The organism is Flavobacterium sp. CAN_S2, from assembly GCF_015752255.1.
Classification (GTDB): domain Bacteria; phylum Bacteroidota; class Bacteroidia; order Flavobacteriales; family Flavobacteriaceae; genus Flavobacterium.
On record NZ_JADOVA010000001.1, the window covers coordinates 483,777 to 504,234 of the forward strand.

Below are 20,458 nucleotides of genomic sequence, written 5' to 3' on the forward strand. Positions count from 1 at the left end.
TTTTATAAATAAATCATAAAACACACTACGAAATCGATTGAAATGGGTACTTTTGCGCAAATTTTAAAAAATACAATCACTTATTTTCATTAAATTTTCAACATGGCAACCACAACTTTATACGAAAAAGAAGTTTCTTTTCAAGCCGACAGGCGACGTGCAGGAGTAAAACTGATTAAAATCATCAGCGATTTATGGTATGACAAATCCATCGAGATGGTCTTATTCCGAAATCAATTAATTGATAGAAATGTCAGTGACATTATCAACCTGCATGAATATGCCGCTGAATTTGTAGGCAAACCCATTTCGGTATTTGATTCGGTTAAAATTGCAAAAGCTATTTTAGAATTGAATTTGCCGCCTGCAAAATTGGACATTGGAAAACTTACGTACGAATATGGTTTAGAAGAAGATAAATATCCAGACGCTAAATATTTCGTCATTGATAAATTGAAAAACGCCAAAAACTCGGAGGACATTCACCCAAAAGATGTCGTACTATATGGTTTTGGTCGAATTGGTCGATTATTAGCCAGAGAATTAATGTCGAAAACCGGAAAAGGAAGTCAAATGCGTTTGCGCGCTATCGTGACACGCGATAAAAATGATGCTACTTCTCTTGAAAAAAGAGCTTCTTTACTTCGTTACGATTCTATTCACGGTGATTTCCAAGGTTCAGTTACTGCTGATACTAAAAATAATGCTTTGATTATTAATGGAACAACCGTTCACGTGATAACTGCAAATGGTCCAGAAGAAATTGATTATACACAGTACGGAATTGATAATGCTTTGGTAATTGACAACACAGGCGCTTTTACGACCCACGAAGCATTGAGCCGTCATTTGGTTTCCAAAGGTGCCGACAAAGTACTACTTACCGCTCCCGGAAAAGGAGTTCCTAATATTGTTCACGGTGTAAACCATAACGAATACAATCCTGACGAAATCAACATTTTTTCGGCGGCGTCGTGTACTACTAATGCGATTACGCCAATTTTGAAAGCTGTTGAAGACACTTTAGGAGTTGTCAAAGGACATTTGGAGACCATCCATGCCTATACAAACGACCAAAATCTTGTGGATAATATGCACAAAAAATACCGTCGTGGAAGAGCTGCAGCCTTAAATATGGTGATTACTGAAACGGGCGCCGGAAGCGCGGTTGCAAAAGCATTGCCGTCATTGGAAGGAAAATTAACATCAAATGCGATTCGGGTGCCGGTTCCTAATGGTTCATTGGTCGTTTTGAATCTGGAAGTAGCCAAAAAAACATCCGTTAAGGACATCAATGCCATCATGAAAAAATACGCTTTGGAAGGCGAATTGGTGGAACAAATCAAATATTCAATGAATAACGAGTTGGTTTCATCGGATATCGTTGGTACATCGCAACCTGCTATTTATGATAGTAATGCCACAATCGTTTCCGCCGATGGAAAAAATATCGTGCTATACATTTGGTACGATAACGAATATGGTTACAGCCACCAAGTCATCAGATTAGCAAAATACATTGCAAAAGTAAGACGTTTCACGTATTACTAGCCTATAGATTACAGGTTGTGGATTTGAGGTTGTAATTTTTTTATTTTTAGTTTTTAGTCTGCTTAGTTTTAAATTTAATACAACCTTAACCCAGCCTGAATTAAATAGAAAATCCGTCGCGTTATCAAACGTGACGGATTTTTTTGTTTATATTTTTATGGCCTTAATACACCAAATTTAGCCACAGATGACACGGATCAAACGGATTTTTTCTAAAGTGTTACTTTCATTTTTGTACAGAATGGAACGGAGATAACGCACATTTTCACTGATTACCAAAAAAGTCTTTTTTGAAAATTCGATTTAACATCCGCAAATTCATCACTCATAATTCATCACTCATAATTCATCACTCATAACTCATAATTCATAACTCATAACTAAAAAAAACTACTCCTTAGCTTTTGTCAAATAATACACTGGAATACCAATCAGCATTATCAGAACACCCCAACCACTGGTGCTGGTTTTAGTATACAACAAAGCGATACAAATTGCCGTGGCAATAATTAGATACAATCCCGGCAAAAATGGATATCCAAAAGCCTTATATGGTCTTTCGGCATTTGGCATTTTCTTGCGCAGAATAAATATTCCTAAAATAGTCAAGATGTAAAATATCAAAACGATGATGACCACAAAATCTAATAAATCTCCGTATTTCCCAGTAAGACATAACGCCGAAGCCCAAATACACTGCGCCCAAATAGACCAAGCCGGAACACTGGCATGATTCAGTTCAGCGGCTTTCTTGAAGAAAACACCGTCTTGCGCCATTGTATAATACACTCTCGCACCTGCCATAATCAATCCGTTGTTGCAGGCAAAAGTCGAAATCATAATCATCACAGCGATTATTAATGTTCCCACCGAACCAAAAATACTTTGCGAAGCCACAACAGCCACACGATCAGATTCAGCTGTAGCAATATCATACAAAGGCACCACGGCCAAATACATGATATTAGCCAAAATATAAATCACACTCACGATTAAGGTTCCTAAAAACAAACTCAATCCCACATTGCGTTTTGGATTTTTAATTTCGCCGGCGATAAAAGTAACACCTTCCCAAGCCACACTGGAGAACATCGAACCTACTAATGCTGCCGAAATTCCAGATATCAAAGCCGTTCCACTGATGGGTAACCACGAACCCGTTTCTACATTTAGTGTTTGAGAAGTCCATGCATTCGTCCAGTTTGCATCCCAAACTTCCGCTTTGGCAGCCATAAAACCAAAAATAATCAAACCTGCCAACGATAGAATTTTGATAACCGTCAGAACCGTTTGTAAAATCTTAGAGTTTTTCACCCCGCGACTATTGATGTAACTCAACAAAATAATAGTAAAAATAGAAACAATCTGGGCCGCATTGAGTTTGAAATCCCCAATCTCATATAAAATATTCTTATCACTTAAAGGTGCATACAAGTAGGCGGCAAATTTGGCAAAAGCCACACCCACGGCAGCAATAGTACCGGTTTGTATCACGGCAAAAAAGCTCCAACCGTACAAGAAACCCACCAGTTTCCCATACGCTTCCTTAATGTACACATATTGCCCACCCGCTTTAGGAAACATCGCGCTCAACTCGCCATAACTCACGGCGGCAATCACTGTAATGGCGCCCGTAAGCACCCACATAGCAATCAACCAACCGGCAGATCCCAACTGGCGAACCATATCCGAGCTTACAATAAATATCCCGGAACCTATCATAGAACCCACCACAAGCATGGTTCCATCAAGTAATCCTAATTCTCTTTTAAAATCGTCTGGTTTTTGGTCTTCCATATTTTTTGGTTTTGGGGTTTTGGTTTTAGTTGGCTAAAGATATACTTTTTTTGGAAATTTCATAAAAAGGATGGGAAAAGTGAGATTGTTCCTTTGGGCGTGACCCTGCAGCAGCTTTGTCGTTCCTCCTCGCCACTTTGGGTAGAGCCGTAGGCTGTATCTTTTTTTTCTTAAAGAAAGAAAATAAAGGATGCCACTTCCCTCCCTCACGCAAACCGCAATAAAAATAACGTTTATTCTTTTCAAGAAAAATTGTAAGAAAAATTTAATATATTTGAGAAAATATAATAAGTCAATCAATAGTGACAATATAACTGACATTAGGTGTATATGCGCTATTTTGTAGCGAGTATATACAAGTCGGTACTAATTGTCAGACCAAATACACTTCATAGCAACAAAACTCAATGACAGATAATATTCAATTAAGAACAAAATTTTGGACAAACTTATGGGAAGATTTAATTTCAAATTTTCTAAAACGTTCTTACGGCCTAAACTTATATAGTCCAAACATTTTAGTTGATGATATTATAACAGAAATTGAAGAAAATGCTTTTAAAAATATCGATAATAAAAAATATTTTTATTCCAAACTGTGTTACTATCTTGAAAATGACTATGTAATAAAACAGCAATTTAATTCAAGTTTTAAAATCTTAAGAACCATATTTAACAGTGACCGAAATAATTACATTTTGGAAACAGCAAAAAGTATAAAAATTGAATTTGAAAAAGGGCTTTACTTTGATAACTGCATAGATTATTTAAAACAAGAACTTTGTAAAGATGAAAATATATCAATAGAATTTATCAATACTATAACTTACATTACCCAAAATTTAATTGTCGAATTTATTAAAAAAGGATATGATTTAGAAGATATTAAAAAGTTTGCAATGAAAGTATTTGACAATTACAATATTCAAAATATTGATAACACAGATTTTTTAACCACAGATTACCCGCATTCATTTAAACATGAAAATTATGGAATAAATGACGAATTCAACAGAGATAAATTTAACAGCGATATTTGTTCATTTATTGATAACCTAACTCTAGAGGATCGAATAAAATCACTTTCTTCATTTTTTTACAAGGAAAAAGAAAAAGTTAACTACATTTTTGTTGTTGAAGGGTTAAAAGGAAATGCGGACCTGAAGATAGGTGATGTCAATTTCTATTCTCTCGATAAAAAAAGATTTGTTGAAGAAAGAGAAAGTTTTGATGATGAAGATTTACAACGAAGAATATCGGATGATAAGGAAAAGTTTATACAAGCATCAGTTGAAATAAATTATCTACTCCCTAAATCTTCATTAGCCAATGCAATTACGAAATTAGAAAATACTTTGGATGTAATAACTAGTTATCATAACACAAAAACACAAATTAAAGTCAATGCATCGAACTATCTGATTTCAAAAAATGGTAAACTTATTTATTCGTCTTGGGGAAGCAATCGTAATGATATGTTTGTTAAGCATCGTAATTCTTTAAATATAAACGAGTTAGATAAAAGTCTAAATGATTTTAAATTTTTATGGGACGAAAATGATTCAAATAAAAGAACAAAGTCAAAATTAATAAACGCAATACACTGGTATAGTAAAGCAGAACAATCTTCAAAACAAGAGGATAAAATGCTTAATTACTGGATTGCTATTGAAAATTTATTTAATCTTGAATACGATATAAAAAATGATATTCTTAACAATAATAAAAAAGGCAAAATTCAATTAGTCCAGGAAGTTGTCGCTTCAGTTCAAATATTTATGTTTATATATGAATATGGTTGGGAATTATATTGGCACTATAACAATATTGTAGACAATCGTTTTTTTAAAAATGATAAATATAATTTCCCAGCGGAATTGATTGCTAAAGCAAATCTAAATCCTCAAGTTGGTGAAAGCATTTATCTTCAAAAATTTATTGAAAGTTTGGATGAAATAAAAAGTTACGAAACTGATTTATTTTTAATTCAAAAAATTGAAACTATAAGCCAATTCTATAATAATGCCATATCAACAAAAAAAATCATTGAAGAACAGATAAAACTTATCGAAAATGATATTTTAATGATTTATAGATTTAGAAATTTAATTGTTCATAATGCTCATTTTGACAATGCACTACTGCCATATCTTGTATGGAAAATAAGGGATTACTCAGGTGATTTGATTAGAAAATTGATTTTTGAGTATAATGAAAATAATGTTGAATTATCAAATCTTATGATTAACTTATTTTTGAAAAAAGAAAAATTCATCAATGATTTAGAAAGCGGAAAAGTAAATTTATTTGAGAAATAAGAAACAACTATTTCACCCCCCGCTCGTGATGAGTGTTAATGGATTAATATGATTTTAGTTTGTGTCAGTCATTAGATTTTTTTTTAAAATATAGTGAGATAATAATTGTGTTCACGAGCGGACGCTCGCGCCAGCAGAGAATCCGAAAAGAATTAAAGTAAAATGAAAGAAAAAACAGTTCGAATTTTTGGATGGATTTCAGTTATATTTTATTCAATAATGGCACTTATAATGTTTCTAATTTTAATTTATGAAACTCTAGAGATTACTGCATTCTTGACTTTAACAATATTTACAGGGATGGCTGTTACCGGCTGGAACGCCCGGAGATTTGGATTGAATGATTTTAAACATAAACTCATAATAAAACTAACAGCTATATTTTCATTGATTTTTGGATGTGTGTTTGCGATTCTATCGCCATTTATTTTTTCCAAGAGTTACGGCATTGGTGACTCATATGAGCCTATTGTCGTTTTGATTGTGATGTTTCTTCCTTCGATAATATCGTCATTAGCAATTCTGATAAAATATAAAGTTCAAATAAATTAAATCCCGACCGCGCTGATATACAACAATCGTTAACGCAGTTTTGCAAACTGTGCCCACAATGAGGAAATAATATAAATAACACTAAAAACTATGAATACATTAAAATTAGGATGGACAGGCCTTGGCAACATGGGAAACCCAATGGTGATGAACCTACTCAAAGCGGGTTTTGAAGTATCCGTTTTCAATCGCACCAAAGATAAAGAAGCGCCATTACTGGCTGCAGGAGCAAAATCAGCAAGCAGTTTACAAGAACTAATGAAAACTTGTGACGTAGTTTTGACGATGTTATCCAATGACGCGGCCGTAAAAGAAGTTTTTGAGGGACCAATGGGTTTATTGTCTAAAACCAATTCGGGCAAAACCATCATCAACATGAGTACCGTTGCTCCGGAAACCTCGCGTTATTTGAAGACCATTTGCAACCAACATAATGTACATTTTATAGATGCTCCCGTTTCTGGAAGTGTAAAACCGGCACAAGACGGAACTTTAGTTATTCTCGTGGGCGCTTCGAATGAAGATTACGAATTAGCCAAACCGATATTTGACGTTTTGGGTAAAATTGCGATTCACGTAGGTGAATCTGGCGTGGCTAGTTCAGCTAAATTAGCCATCAATTACTTATTAGGATTGAACCTTCAAGGAATAGCTGAAACGGTTTTATTTGCCGAGAAAAACGGCGTAAGTAAAGAAGACATGCTCAATATCATCAATCAAGGTGCTTGTGGCAACGGAATCACGAATATCAAAACATCTTCCATTTTGAATGATTCTTACCCGGCAGCATTTGCGCTGAAACATTTAGTCAAAGATTTAAGACTGGCCAAAGAAGCCGGACTCGATTCTCCGTTGATTCATCCATTGTATGACAGTTATGCTACAGCAGAACAAGAAGGATTAGGCGATCAAGATGTTATGGCGATTATCAGCAGTCTAAAAAATAAGTGATATTTGAATAGCAATACATCCAGCTAATAAACTATTATGTTTAATTGGTCTGAACAATAAACAAAAAAGCTACATCTTTAGGAATGTAGCTTTTTTTATTTAATCGAATCAGGAAACGATATTACTTTGTTTTCACTGGTGGCAAGTCAAATGCAGCTGATTCATGCTCAAAACCATTGCGGTGGGAACCATCACAAAAAGGTTTGTTTACGGATAATCCGCAACGGCAAAGACCTAGAGCCGTTCTTCCTTCTAATCCGTATGTTTTTCCTTCACAGTCTGTTATTTCAAAATCGCCTTCTATTTTTATAGATCCATTGCGATTGATTGTTAGTTTTGTCTTACTCATAATGCTTTTTAATTTTTTAGAGTTCAAAGATTGCAAAATATTTCAGGACCATTTTGCTTTGATGCTCTTTTTTATGATTCCAAAACGTAATTTACATTAATTCTATTTTATGTAACTCGATACCGAGGAAGTTTGATTGGGTAAGACTTTCCAGAAATACACTCTTTTCTGAACCAACAATCAGCATCAAATAATCAATCTACTAAACAAATAATTGACTATTTTTAGAACTTTAAATCAATTCATTAATCAAACTCTCATGACAAAGAAAATCGCAATCACCTTATTTTTAGGATTCCTAGTTGGAACAAGCTACGCTCAAAAAATGAACGTCGCCAAACTAGATAGTTTATTTCAGATTTTGGAAGCGAAAGATAAATTCATGGGAAGCATTGCCGTATCACAAAACGGAACGCTACTTTATTCGAAATCCATTGGAATGGATGACATAGAAAGCAATAAAAAAGCGAGTAATTTATCCAAATACCGTGTGGGATCGATTTCAAAAATGTTTACTTCAGCATTAATATTTAAAGCGATTGAAGAGAAAAAATTATCGTTGAATCAAACCATTGAAACTTTTTTCCCAACGATCGAAAACGCCAATAAAATAACCGTTGGTAATCTACTAAACCACCGAAGCGGTATTTATAATTTTACTAGTGCTCCGGAATACATGAACTACAACACCCAACCAAAATCTGAAAAAGAAATGGTGGAAATCATTGCAAAAGGAAAAAGTATTTTTGAACCCAACAGCAAAGCCGATTACAGCAATTCCAATTATGTTTTATTGAGTTATATTCTTGAAAAAACCTATAAAAAGCCATATAAAACCATTTTTAACGATAAAATTGTAAAACCATTAGGCTTAAAAAACACCTATGTAGGAAGCAAAATTAACATTCAAAACAACGAAAGTAATTCCTATTCATTTTCTGAAAAATGGAAAAAAGAACTGGAAACGGATATGTTAATCCCAATGGGAGCTGGCGCAGTGGTTTCTAATCCACAGGATTTGGTGCTATTTATTGAAAAGCTTTTCGCCAATGCCATAATTTCAGAAAGCAGTCTTAAGCAAATGACAACTTTACAAGACAACTACGGAATGGGGATTTTCCAATATCCGTTTTATGAGAAGAAAAGTTTTGGTCATACTGGAGGTATTGATGAATTCAGATCATCATTGTCGTATTTCCCAGAAGACAAATTAGCTGTTGCATTAACCTCAAACGGAAGAACTTATGACAATAATGATATCATGATTGCCGCTTTGAGTGCGTATAACAACAAACCGTTTACAATTCCAACTTTTAAAACTATTACACTAAAAAGCGAAGATTTAGATCCTTATTTAGGAGAATATTCAGATGCTGGATTTCCGATGAAAATCACCATTACAAAAGAAGACACCAAACTTTTTGCACAGGCAACAGGGCAATCTGCCTTTCCATTGGAACCTACTGAAAAAAACAATTTTGAATTTAAAATGGCAGGAATAAAATTAGAATTCAAACCAAATGAAAAGCAAATGATTTTGAAACAAGGCGGCGGAAAATTCACACTGACAAAAAAAAAATAATTCGGCAGAGAAAATCTTGATCATAATTCACAAATAGTAAATTTAAAAACAGGTTATTTTACACTTGACAACATAAAAATTATATTCAAGGCAAGAAACAGCGTTATTTCGATCTAAATTGTACATTTGTCTGTTACGGAAAACTTGTTTTGTAATACCAAAATATCATTCCGATAGTACACCGATTCATTTTTTAACAAAAAATCAATTCTTAATTCTATTATAAACGCATGAGTATCTTAAAAAAAGTAAATGTATTCCGAAGAATTGTAACGCATAACCTAACTAAAAATATTGGGAATTCACAAAAGAATCAAATAATCGATTTATCTCAAAAAATCGAAATCAAAAGGGTTTTAATTTCCAGACCCAATCACAGACTTGGGAATCTGTTACTTATAACGCCACTGGTACAGGATGTAATTGCTACTTTCCCTGAGTGTAAAATTGATTTGTTTGTAAAAGGAGGTTTGGCTCCAATTGTTTTTAAAAATTACACCAATATCAATTACATCATTGAACTTCCAAAAAAACCTTTCAAAAATCTAGTAGACTATTTCAAGGTTTGGGTAAAAATTAAAAAGCAAAAATATGACATTGTCATCAACGTGGATAAAAACTCCTCTTCTGGACGATTATCGGCACAATTTGCAGATGCCAAATATAAATTTTTTGGAGAACTGGATGAGGAAATGCAATTGAAACACACCGATTATGAGCATATTGCAAAATATCCCGTGTACGAATTTAGAAGTTTTTTGACCAAATTGGGGTTCCCAAAAAATGAAAATCCTGTTCCGTCACTAGACCTTAAATTGAGTGCTTCAGAAATTGCTGAAGGCCATACTATCGTTAAAGAACTGGTTAAAAATGACAAAAAGACCATTTGCATATTTACCTATGCGACTTCTGACAAATGTTATTCAGAATCTTGGTGGGAAGAATTCTATGAAAGACTGAATATAGAATATTCTGATTATAATATTATCGAAGTTTTACCCGTTGAAAACATATCCCAAATAGGATTTAAAGCAACCACTTTTTACAGCAAAGACATCCGTGAGATTGGTGCGGTCATTGCCAATACTGAACTTTTTATTGGCGCAGATAGCGGCATTATGCATTTGGCAAGTTCTGTACTAACTCCAACAGTAGGATTATTTTCGCGTCCAAATATAAACATGTACAGACCGTACAATAACAATAGCACAGCTATAAACACGAACATCGGTAACAAAGAAAATTGGATTCAAACCATAAATAACGTGCTGCATAAAAGATAATTAATCAGTATCGCATTTATAAATTTATCATTTGAAATAAAATATTAAAACAAATCGCAGCAACATGAAAACAAAATTTCTACTTCCGCTCCTATTTGCATTTTTTTGCACGGGAACACTTTGGTCACAAAACACTGAAACTTTTACTTTGAAGTTAGATCACATGGCAATTTCAGTGAAAGATCTGGATCGTTCTGTCGATTTTTATAAAAATGTATTGAAGTTTTCAGAAATCACCAACCTTACCAAAAAAGAAGGAATTAGATGGATTTCATTGGGAGATGGAAAAGAATTACATCTTGTGTCAACCATAAAAGAATCCGTTACCATAAACAAAGCGGTTCATGTGGCGTTTAAAGTCACTAATTTTGATGCTTTAATCACTAAGCTGCAAAACCTCAACATTACCTATTCCGACTGGCCTGGAACACTTGATAAGATTACGGTTCGAGCAGATGGAATCAAACAAATCTACATTCAGGATCCTGATGGATATTGGATTGAAATCAACAGTGTTGAAAAATAACCAACTCCAAATACTTACCTTTTAATTTAAATCCCATGGAAGTTGTAATTATTAAATTAACAGCTACTTATGCCATCAATATGTGAAAGATGAAACTTTTACTCTGAATTGTGTAATCCTTTTTACTGTTTTGTTTGCCAACTTTGTAAAAGAATTTACGGAGTCTAACAATCTAAATAAAACGTAGGATTATGAGTGATCAAGCAAACAAACATACAGTTGAAGGAATAGATAAACTAAAAAGTCTGGTTGAAGAAATCAACACTTGTCTTTTTTGTACCAATCTCAAAACGAATGATGGAGCAACCACCAGACCTATGGGAGCTGTAAAAGTATGCGATGAAGGAAATATTTGGTTTTTCAGTGAAAAAAATAGTGATAAAAACAAAGAAATAGAGCAAGATTCTAGTGTTCAATTGTTTTTTGCACATCCCGGAAAAGGAAGTTACATGGTTGTAAATGGTGAAGCATCAATAGTTATCGATCAGGAAAAAATCGAAGAGCTTTGGTCGCCCGTTGTAAATATATGGTTTAAAGAAGGTAAAAATGACCCTAATATTTCACTTATTAAAGTAAAACCAAGCAGTGCATACTTCTGGGACACTGATGGAAACCAAATGATTAACTTTCTAAAAATGGCGGCCTCAGTTGCTACAGGAACTAATTATGTAAGTGGTACTGAAGGTGAAATAAAAATCTAAAACACATAAAAAAACGCCCCAATTAAGGAGCGTTTTGAATATAAATATTTTTATTTTTTCTAAGAAATTATTGTAGCACTCTATTAATTTGAGAAAAGTTTTTTCGATAATATTTCTCTTTGGTTGATGATATTATGACTCCGTTGCTAACTGATGAATGAATGAATTTAATTTCATCTTCACAAACTTCAACGACCATCCCAACATGATTAATTTGGCTTCTACCGTTAGTTTTAAAGAAAATTAAATCACCTTTTTGAGCTTCTTCTGTATTAATTTTAGTTCCAATGCTAGATTGTTCACGAGATGTTCTTGGTAGTTTAATATCAAATGCGCCAAAAGTAGTACACATAAGCCCTGAGCAATCAAATCCTGATTTTGTGGTTCCACCGGTACGGTACCGTGATCCAATATTTTCAGAAGCACGTTCTATCAACTGATCTAAAAAATCATGACTAAAAGTTGGTTTCAAAGTGTTATTAAAATCAATTTTAGTAGTTTGAATATCCGTATTATTGCTAGCATCAGTACTTACAACTTCGCTTTCAGCAGGAACGGTATTCGCCAAAATATTTAATTTGTAGCCTACAGGAAGTCCGTTTTTAACCTCTGGATTTTGCTTTTCTAATTCATTAACGGTAATTCCGTATTGTTTTGCAATGGAATATTTAGTCTCTTTTGGCAAAACTTCACGGATAATCAGATGCGGTGAATTATTTAACGAAGTTTCATTTTGAGAAACCTGATTTACTGCTGTTTTTGACAAATCTGTAGTAATTTGTATAACGACAGCTTCTTCTGATTTTGGGGTGATGGTTTTCAATGAAGTAGCATTTTTTGAAGAAACCACTGGTAACTCTTTACTTTCTTGCGATGCTAAAACCGTTTCTGACAAAGGAGCCGCTGGAATATTTATTTTTTGACCAACTCTAAGTGCTTTTACGCCTATTCCTGGATTGGCTTCATCAAATTCTTTAATTGTAATTCCGTATTTTCTTGTGATGGAATATTTAGTTTCTTTTGGTAAAACTTCCCAACTAAATGTATCTGACTTGGTGGATATCGATTCAGTTGATTGAGGCAAAACAGCCACTTCGTTTTTTGATTCCGTTTGTTTTTTGGGTGCAATCGTCGCTATTTCAGAGGTGGTAGCGTTAGCTGGAATATTTATTTTTTGACCAATTTTTAATTCTGAAGAAGCGAGTGTCGGATTGACTTGGTTTAATTCTTTAACGGAAATTCCGTATTGTTTTGCAATTCCGTAAAGTGTTTCTTTAGCTTGAACTTCGTGTTCTTTAACGGAATTATTTATTGCAATCTTAGTTTTTTCTGTAGTCTTTTTTGTGGAAGCAATAGGAATTAATAAAACGGAATTGAGTTTTAAAAGATTCTTGGCATTGGGATTTAATTTAAAAATAGCGCTTTGTTTTACTTCATATTTCTCAGCGATACTCGATATTGTTTCCCCTTTTACTATAGTGTGTTTTGTGATTTTTTCTTGCGAAAAAAGAACGATACTATTTAAAAAAACTAATGTTACTATTACTCTAAAAGTCATATTCATCTATTTCAAATTACTTACCCCATTGTATTCTTCATAGCGATTTCGGGATATAATTATTAAATCTCGCTTAGGATTGCACTTTTACTATTTTCATTTAAAAAATTGTAAAAAAATTTCTCATCTCTTTGATAAAAGAGAGACTAATTTGTGCAATTATTATTTTGTTGATTTTTTGTTTTGATTGCAAAAGCAACTTAAACAGTAACGCAAGACAATTGTATGCTATTGTTGCGCAGAAAATAAAAATAGGTAGAGAATTGATTTAACTAATAATCAAAAAACTCAAATACAATTTTATTTTTCTTATTTGCTAATTTAAACTATAATATCAAAAAACCTTCCTTTTTTTTTAATTTTAACGTAGTTTAAACACAAACAACTCTTTTTTTTGATTTTTCTACACATTTTTACCGCAAATCTGACGCTTTTTTAAAAATTATTCACTCTTATCGTTGTTGCTACATCAGCCAATAATTTTAGTTTTGCTGACATAGCCCTGATGAAAGTGGAAAGCCTTTTGCAGCAGAATTGCCTATTTTTCCAGAGAAAAAAGAGCGACTGAAAGAAGCTCCTTTTTTATCTTGGAAAAAAGCAATTGTGCAAAAAAGCTTGAAACGGACAGCAGGAAACAGCTCCAGAAATAAAGTGTAATTGAAACAAAAAAACTCCCAAGTTTCCTTGAGAGTTTTTGAAATATAGTATTGAAATGCTTATGCTTTTCCAGCAGCAGCAATCAAGTTTAATGCTGAACCAGCAACGAACCAACCAATTTGTCCTTCGTTATAGGTATGGTTTGCCAAGATAACATCTTTGGTTCCATCAGCGTGAACGAATTCTAATGTTAATGGTTTTCCTGGAGCAAAATCAACTAAATCCGTGAAGTTGATGGTATCATCTTCCTGAATTTTTTCGTAATCCGCTTCATTAGCAAATGTCAATCCTAAAAGACCTTGTTTTTTAAGGTTTGTTTCGTGGATACGAGCAAATGATTTTACCAATACCGCTTTCACACCTAAGAAACGAGGCTCCATTGCTGCATGCTCACGAGAAGATCCTTCTCCGTAGTTATGATCACCCACAACAATTGAAGGAACACCAGCTGCTTTGTAAGCACGCGCTACAGCAGGAACTGCATCGTAAGTACCCGTCAACTGATTTTTCACTGTATTTGGTTTTTGGTTGAATGCATTGATAGCACCAATCAACATATTATTAGAAATATTATCTAAATGTCCACGGAAACGCAACCATGGTCCAGCCATAGAGATGTGATCTGTTGTACATTTTCCGAAAGCTTTAATCAATAATTTAGCTCCTGTAATATTTTTTCCGTCCCAAGGCAAGAATGGCGCTAATAATTGTAATCTTTCTGAAGTTTCACTAACCGCGATTTGAACACCTGAACCATCTTCTGCCGGTGCTTGAAAACCCGGGTCTTCCGCATCAAATCCGTTTTTCGGTAATTCGTCGCCTGTTGGCACTTCTAACATTACTTCTTCACCATCTTCGTTTATTAAAGTATCCGTCAACGGATTGAAACTTAAATCTCCGGCAATTGCCAAAGCCGTTACCAATTCCGGTGAACCTACGAAAGCCAAAGTGTTTGGATTTCCATCGGCACGTTTGGAGAAGTTACGGTTGAAAGAGTGAACGATTGTGTTGCGTTCTTCTTTTTCTGCTCCTTCTCTGTCCCACATTCCGATACATGGTCCGCATGCATTAGCAAATACCGTCGCACCAATCTTATCGAAAGTATCGATAAAACCGTCACGCTCGATTGTATAACGAACCACCTCAGAACCTGGAGTGATTGTGAATTTTGATTTTAATTTTAATTTTTTATCGGTGACTTGTTTGGCTATTGAAGCTGCGCGAGCGATGTCTTCGTAAGAAGAATTGGTACATGAACCAATCAAACCTACTTCAATTTTCAAAGGCCAGTTGTTTTTGATAGCTTCCTCTTTCATTTTAGAAATTGGAGTTGCTAAATCCGGTGTATAAGGTCCATTTAAATGTGGCTCTAATTCGTCTAAGTTAATTTCGATAACTTGATCAAAATACAATTCTGGATTAGCATAAACTTCCGCATCACCTGTTAAATATGGAGCAATTTTATCCGCTGCATCAGCAACATCAGCTCTATTTGTAGAACGCAAATAACGGCTCATAGAATCATCATAACCAAATGTAGAAGTAGTTGCACCAATTTCGGCACCCATATTACAGATTGTTCCTTTTCCAGTACAAGACATTGAAGTTGCTCCTTCGCCAAAATATTCAACAATAGCGCCTGTTCCACCTTTTACGGTAAGAATTCCTGCTACTTTAAGGATAACGTCTTTTGGAGCTGTCCAACCAGAAAGTTTTCCAGTTAATTTTACTCCAATTAATTTAGGAAATTTTAATTCCCAAGCCATTCCTGACATAACATCAACTGCATCAGCACCACCAACACCAATTGCTACCATTCCTAAACCACCTGCATTTACAGTATGAGAATCGGTACCAATCATCATTCCACCTGGAAAAGCATAATTTTCAAGTACTACTTGGTGAATAATTCCTGCTCCTGGTTTCCAAAAACCAATTCCGTATTTGTTAGATACCGAAGAAAGAAATTCAAACACTTCATTGCTTTGTGTTTTTGCTCTGGCCAAATCAGTTACTGCATCAACTTTAGCTTGAATCAAGTGATCACAGTGTACTGTTGTAGGAACCGCTACTTTAGATTTACCCGCATGCATGAATTGCAACAATGCCATTTGAGCGGTTGCATCTTGGCAAGCAACTCTATCCGGAGCAAAATCTACATAATCAGCACTTCTTGTAAAAGCCTTTGACGGCATTCCATCCCAAAGGTGATTGTACAATATTTTCTCTGTTAAAGTAAGCGGACGGCCAACTATTTCACGTGCTTTGTCAACACGAGAAGTCATGTTGTCATACACTTTTTTAATCATTTCAATATCAAAAGCCATATCTAATTATTTTCTGTTATTATATTTTAGAACCACAAGGTACAAAAAAAGGAAGAGCTATTAAAATAAAAAAAGCCTGAGTCTGTTGAAAGACTCAAGCTTTTTGATATAATTAACATAAATTAGTTATTATCTAACCAATAACTTATGAGATGGTGCAAATTGCGTTAGATTTATACCTTTTACCGCAGCTTTGTATTCTTCAATTGTTGGAGTTCTTCCTAAAATTGTAGACAACACAACAACTGGTGTCGATGAAAGTAACGATTCTCCTTTTTTACCTTCTGTATCTTCAACAACTCTTCCTTGGAAAAGACGCGTAGACGTTGCCATTACAGTATCTCCTTTTGCTGCTTTTTCTTGGTTACCCATACATAAATTACAGCCTGGACGCTCTAAATATAGAATATTTTCATATCCTGTACGTGCCACGCCTTTTGGAGCATTATCATCAAATTCGAAACCAGAATACTTTTGTAAAACTTCCCAGTCTCCTTCAGCTTTAAGTTCATCTACAATATTATACGTAGGAGGCGCCACGACAAGCGGTGCTTTAAACTCTACTTTACCATATTGCTCATCTATGTTTTTTAGCATTTGAGAAAGAATCTTCAAATCACCTTTGTGCACCATACAAGATCCAACGAAACCAAGATCTACTTTTTTCACACCGCCATAAAAAGAAAGTGGTCTAATTGTATCGTGCGTATAACGCTTAGAAACATCCGCATTATTTACATCAGGATCTGCAATCATAGGTTCAGAAACGATATCTAAATCGATTACAACTTCAGCAAAATATTTTGCATTAGCATCAGGAGTCAAAGCTGGTTTTTCACCTGATTGGATTGCTGCAATTCTATTATTAGCGATAGCGATTAATCCTTTTAAAACTTGCTTCTCGTTATCCATTCCTTTATCAATCATGATCTGGATTCTGCCTTTGGCAATCTCCAATGATTCGATTAAAGTATCATCCTCAGAAATACAAATAGAAGCTTTTGCTTTCATTTCTGCAGTCCAATCTGTAAAGGTAAAGGCTTGATCAGCAGTAAGTGTTCCTAAATGAACCTCGATAATGCGTCCTTGGAATACATTCTCTCCACCAAATTGCTTCAACATTTGAGATTGTGTCGCATGAACAACATCACGGAAATCCATATATTCTTTCATATCACCTTTGAAGGTAACTTTTACTGACTCCGGAATTGGCATTGAAGCCTCACCTGTAGCTAGTGCTAGTGCCACCGTTCCTGAATCAGCTCCAAAAGCAACTCCTTTTGACATTCTTGTATGAGAGTCACCGCCAATAATAATCGCCCACTCATCAACAGTAATATCATTAAGAACTTTGTGGATTACATCTGTCATTGCGTGGTAGTTCCCCTTAGGGTCACGAGCAGTAATCAAACCAAAATCATTCATGAACTTCATCAATCTTGGAATGTTTGCTTTAGACTTATTATCCCAAACTGATGCTGTATGACAACCTGATTGATATGCACCATCAACAATTGGAGAAATCACAGTAGCAGCCATAGACTCTAATTCCTGAGAAGTCATCAAACCAGTCGTATCTTGCGAACCTACAATATTTACCGTAACGCGCACATCAGAACCTGCATGTAAAACTTTACCTGGAGTTGAACCAACTGCGTTTTTATTGAATATTTTTTCTACTGCCGTAAGACCTTGTCCATCAATAGAAACTTCTTTTGACGGAGCAAATACCGGTACGATATCAATTCCTAAAGTTTTTGATGCAAAAGTTTGTAATTTTTTTCCAAATACAATAGCGTAAGACCCACCAGCTTTAATAAATTCCATTTTTTGAGGCGTAAATGCCTTAGAAATATCAATTAATTCTTTATCGCCGTTGTAAAGTTTTTTTGTTTTTGTATTAATAGTCAGCACTGTTCCAGTTGCAACAGAATAAACTTCTTCTAGAATAGGCTCACCGTTTTCATTACGCAGAACAGCACCATTTGCATCTGTTTTCTTTACCCAGTTTTGAAGATCAAGACCAATACCACCAGTAACATCAACAGTAGTAAGGAAAATTGGGGAAATACCATTAGTTCCAGCAACAATTGGAGCTATGTTTATGAATGGAACATAAGGACTTGCTTTTCTACCTGTCCAAAGAGCCACATTATTCACTCCTGACATTCTTGAAGAACCTACACCCATAGTTCCTTTTTCGGCAATCAACATCACACTTTTGTCCGGATGTTGCGCTTGAAGTGCTTTAATTTCATCTTGAGCTTCAGGAGAAATCAAACATTTTCCATGTAGCTCACGATCTGAACGTGAATGCGCTTGGTTACCCGGAGAAAGTAAATCTGTTGAAATATCTCCTTCACCAGCAACATAAGTAACAACCTTAATTTCCTCAACTACCTCTGGCAGCTTCGTAAAGAATTCCGCCTTAGCGTAACTCACTAGAATATCTTTTGCAATCTCATTACCGCTTTTAAATGCCGCTTCTAAGCGATCAGTATCAGCCTCATAAAGATAGACTTGTGTTTTTAAAACTTCTGCTGCCGATTTAGCAATTGCAATGTCATTTCCTAAAGCTAAGTCAAGCAAAACTTTGATTGACGGCCCACCTTTCATGTGTGATAACAACTCTAATGCAAATGCTGGCGTAATTTCATTTACCACTGTTTCACCAAGAACAATCTCCTTCAAAAAAGATGCTTTGACAGCAGCTGCAGGTGTTGTCCCAGGAACCGTATTATAAATAAAAAACGAAATTGAATCTTCGCGATTTGCGTTATTTGAATCCTTAATTTGAGTGATGATTTCGCTTAGTAAATCAGCGCTATCAATTGGCTTTGGGTTAAGTCCCTGAGTTTTTCTGTCTTCGATTTCCTTTAGATAATCGTTATAAATGTTCATAGTAAATTGTTTTCAATGTTAAAGGCTAATTATTTTAACTTACTCAAAATTACAGACCATAATAGCTGTATTTTTATTCACGACGCAAATTTAGCTCTTTAGGATGATATTTGAAAAAATTTAATAGATGGGGTTTTTTGAAATGATATTATTACTAAATACTGATTTTTACCCCTTAAAATTAATAAATTTTAAAAAATTTAACACTAAATTGATTAATCCCTAATTAATTAATTATATTCTAACGATTATCAAATTAGAAAAACCCTCAGAACTAAGAAAACGTTGTAGTAACTGTCAAAAATCAAGTTTAGAGCACCAAAAAAACGGTTATACCAACTTGGCAATAATCATTTCTTCTGTAATTCCTTCGGCATCGGCTTTGTAATTTTTAATAATTCGATGACGTAAAATCCCTGTCGCAACCGCTTTGACATCTTCAATATCAGGAGAAAATTTTCCATTAAAAGCTGCATTGGCTTTAGCCGCTAAAATCAAATTTTGCGATGCTCTTGGTCCCGCACCCCAATCAAGATAATTTTTCACAAACTCATTTGACAAAGGATTATCCGGACGAGTTTTACTGACTAATGTAACAGCATATTCTATAACATTATCCGCCACAGGAATTCGGCGAATAAGATGTTGAAAATCTATTATTTCCTGAGCGGTGAATAATGGATTTATCGTATTTTTTATATCCGAAGTAGTTTGTTTAACCACTTGAACTTCTTCTGCAAAAGAAGGATATTCTAATTTTATGGCGAACATAAATCGGTCTAATTGTGCTTCGGGCAAAGGATATGTGCCTTCCTGTTCAATTGGATTTTGTGTAGCCAAAACAAAATAAGGCAAGTCTAATTTATAATTTTCTCCTGCAATAGTAACAGAACGCTCCTGCATCGCTTCTAATAATGCAGCTTGCGTTTTTGGCGGCGTACGATTGATTTCATCTGCCAGAACAATATTCGAAAAAATAGGCCCTTTTATAAATTTAAACTGACGGCTTTCATCTAAAATTTCACTTCCCAAAATATCCGAAGGCATTAAATCCGGCGTAAACTGAATTCTCTTGAAATCAAGACCCAATGCTTGCGCCAGCGTATTCACCATCAAAGTTTTGGCTAATCCGGGAACACCTACTAACAATGCATGACCACCGGAAAAAATACAAAGCAAGATTTGATCTACCACAACATCCTGACCTACAATGATTTTCGCGATTTCTTTTTTTAGCTCATTCCTTTTTTGAACTAAATTATGTATTGCTGCTACGTCTGACATGTATGAAGTATTTTAAAATTAAAAAGAGTTAGCATTATGAAATCATAAAACTAACTCTTTTTCTTTATTTAACGAAAACTTTTTTATTACTAATCTATCCCGTGAAGGGCAAAATAGAAGA

General features: G+C 34.6%; 14 protein-coding genes. 8 read left to right on the forward strand and 6 right to left on the reverse strand.

The window, feature by feature from the left end; all coding sequences use genetic code 11:
• The first annotated feature begins 102 nt into the window (after positions 1-102).
• Complete coding sequence (locus tag IWX80_RS02220) at positions 103-1,551, forward strand: glyceraldehyde-3-phosphate dehydrogenase (RefSeq protein WP_196851992.1); 1,449 nt, start codon at positions 103-105, stop codon at positions 1,549-1,551.
• A gap of 390 nt (positions 1,552-1,941) precedes the next feature.
• Here IWX80_RS02220 and IWX80_RS02225 read toward each other — a convergent pair whose 3' ends face one another.
• Positions 1,942-3,348 (reverse strand): APC family permease, encoded by a 1,407-nt coding sequence (locus tag IWX80_RS02225; RefSeq protein WP_091164695.1) that lies wholly within the window; start codon positions 3,346-3,348, stop codon positions 1,942-1,944.
• Between the two features lie 407 nt (positions 3,349-3,755).
• On the opposite strand from IWX80_RS02225, the gene IWX80_RS02230 reads away from it, so the two are divergent.
• The 3 genes from IWX80_RS02230 to IWX80_RS02240 all read left to right on the forward strand — a co-directional run bounded on the left by IWX80_RS02230 (position 3,756) and on the right by IWX80_RS02240 (position 7,169).
• Complete coding sequence (locus IWX80_RS02230) at positions 3,756-5,666, forward strand: HEPN domain-containing protein (RefSeq protein ID WP_196851993.1); 1,911 nt, start codon at positions 3,756-3,758, stop codon at positions 5,664-5,666.
• Between the two features lie 162 nt (positions 5,667-5,828).
• Positions 5,829-6,218, forward strand: a complete 390-nt coding sequence (locus IWX80_RS02235) for a hypothetical protein (RefSeq protein ID WP_196851994.1) — start codon at positions 5,829-5,831, stop codon at positions 6,216-6,218.
• Between the two features lie 90 nt (positions 6,219-6,308).
• On the forward strand, positions 6,309-7,169 hold the full coding sequence (locus IWX80_RS02240; protein WP_196851995.1) for an NAD(P)-dependent oxidoreductase: 861 nt from the start codon (positions 6,309-6,311) through the stop codon (positions 7,167-7,169).
• 121 nt (positions 7,170-7,290) lie between these two features.
• On the opposite strand, the gene IWX80_RS02245 is transcribed toward IWX80_RS02240, so the two are convergent.
• On the reverse strand, positions 7,291-7,518 hold the full coding sequence (locus IWX80_RS02245) for a CDGSH iron-sulfur domain-containing protein (RefSeq protein ID WP_132065763.1): 228 nt from the start codon (positions 7,516-7,518) through the stop codon (positions 7,291-7,293).
• 259 nt (positions 7,519-7,777) lie between these two features.
• Here IWX80_RS02245 and IWX80_RS02250 point away from each other — a divergent pair, with 259 nt between their 5' ends.
• From IWX80_RS02250 to IWX80_RS02265, 4 genes are all read left to right on the forward strand, one after another.
• The gene (locus IWX80_RS02250; protein WP_196851996.1) at positions 7,778-9,100 is read left to right on the forward strand and encodes a serine hydrolase domain-containing protein; all 1,323 of its coding nucleotides are present in this window, start codon (positions 7,778-7,780) and stop codon (positions 9,098-9,100) included.
• Positions 9,101-9,330: 230 nt separating this feature from the next.
• Positions 9,331-10,383 carry a glycosyltransferase family 9 protein gene (locus IWX80_RS02255; RefSeq protein ID WP_196851997.1) on the forward strand — a complete coding sequence of 351 codons (1,053 nt, stop codon included), beginning with the start codon at positions 9,331-9,333 and terminating at the stop codon, positions 10,381-10,383.
• 64 nt (positions 10,384-10,447) lie between these two features.
• Entirely contained in the window at positions 10,448-10,909 is a 462-nt protein-coding gene (locus tag IWX80_RS02260) for a VOC family protein (protein WP_196851998.1), read from the forward strand.
• Between the two features lie 191 nt (positions 10,910-11,100).
• Complete coding sequence (locus IWX80_RS02265; protein WP_196851999.1) at positions 11,101-11,610, forward strand: pyridoxamine 5'-phosphate oxidase family protein; 510 nt, start codon at positions 11,101-11,103, stop codon at positions 11,608-11,610.
• A gap of 67 nt (positions 11,611-11,677) precedes the next feature.
• Here the strand turns inward: IWX80_RS02265 and IWX80_RS02270 are convergent, their stop codons facing one another.
• The 4 genes from IWX80_RS02270 to IWX80_RS02285 all read right to left on the reverse strand — a co-directional run bounded on the left by IWX80_RS02270 (position 11,678) and on the right by IWX80_RS02285 (position 20,337).
• Entirely contained in the window at positions 11,678-13,168 is a 1,491-nt protein-coding gene (locus IWX80_RS02270) for a LysM peptidoglycan-binding domain-containing protein (protein ID WP_196852000.1), read from the reverse strand.
• 716 nt (positions 13,169-13,884) lie between these two features.
• Positions 13,885-16,152: an aconitate hydratase gene (locus IWX80_RS02275; protein WP_196852001.1), complete on the reverse strand. Its 2,268-nt coding sequence runs from the start codon at positions 16,150-16,152 to the stop codon at positions 13,885-13,887.
• 129 nt (positions 16,153-16,281) lie between these two features.
• Positions 16,282-19,053: a bifunctional aconitate hydratase 2/2-methylisocitrate dehydratase gene (locus IWX80_RS02280; protein WP_196852002.1), complete on the reverse strand. Its 2,772-nt coding sequence runs from the start codon at positions 19,051-19,053 to the stop codon at positions 16,282-16,284.
• 330 nt (positions 19,054-19,383) lie between these two features.
• Positions 19,384-20,337, reverse strand: a complete 954-nt coding sequence (locus IWX80_RS02285; RefSeq protein ID WP_196852003.1) for an AAA family ATPase — start codon at positions 20,335-20,337, stop codon at positions 19,384-19,386.
• Between the last annotated feature and the right edge of the window lie 121 nt (positions 20,338-20,458).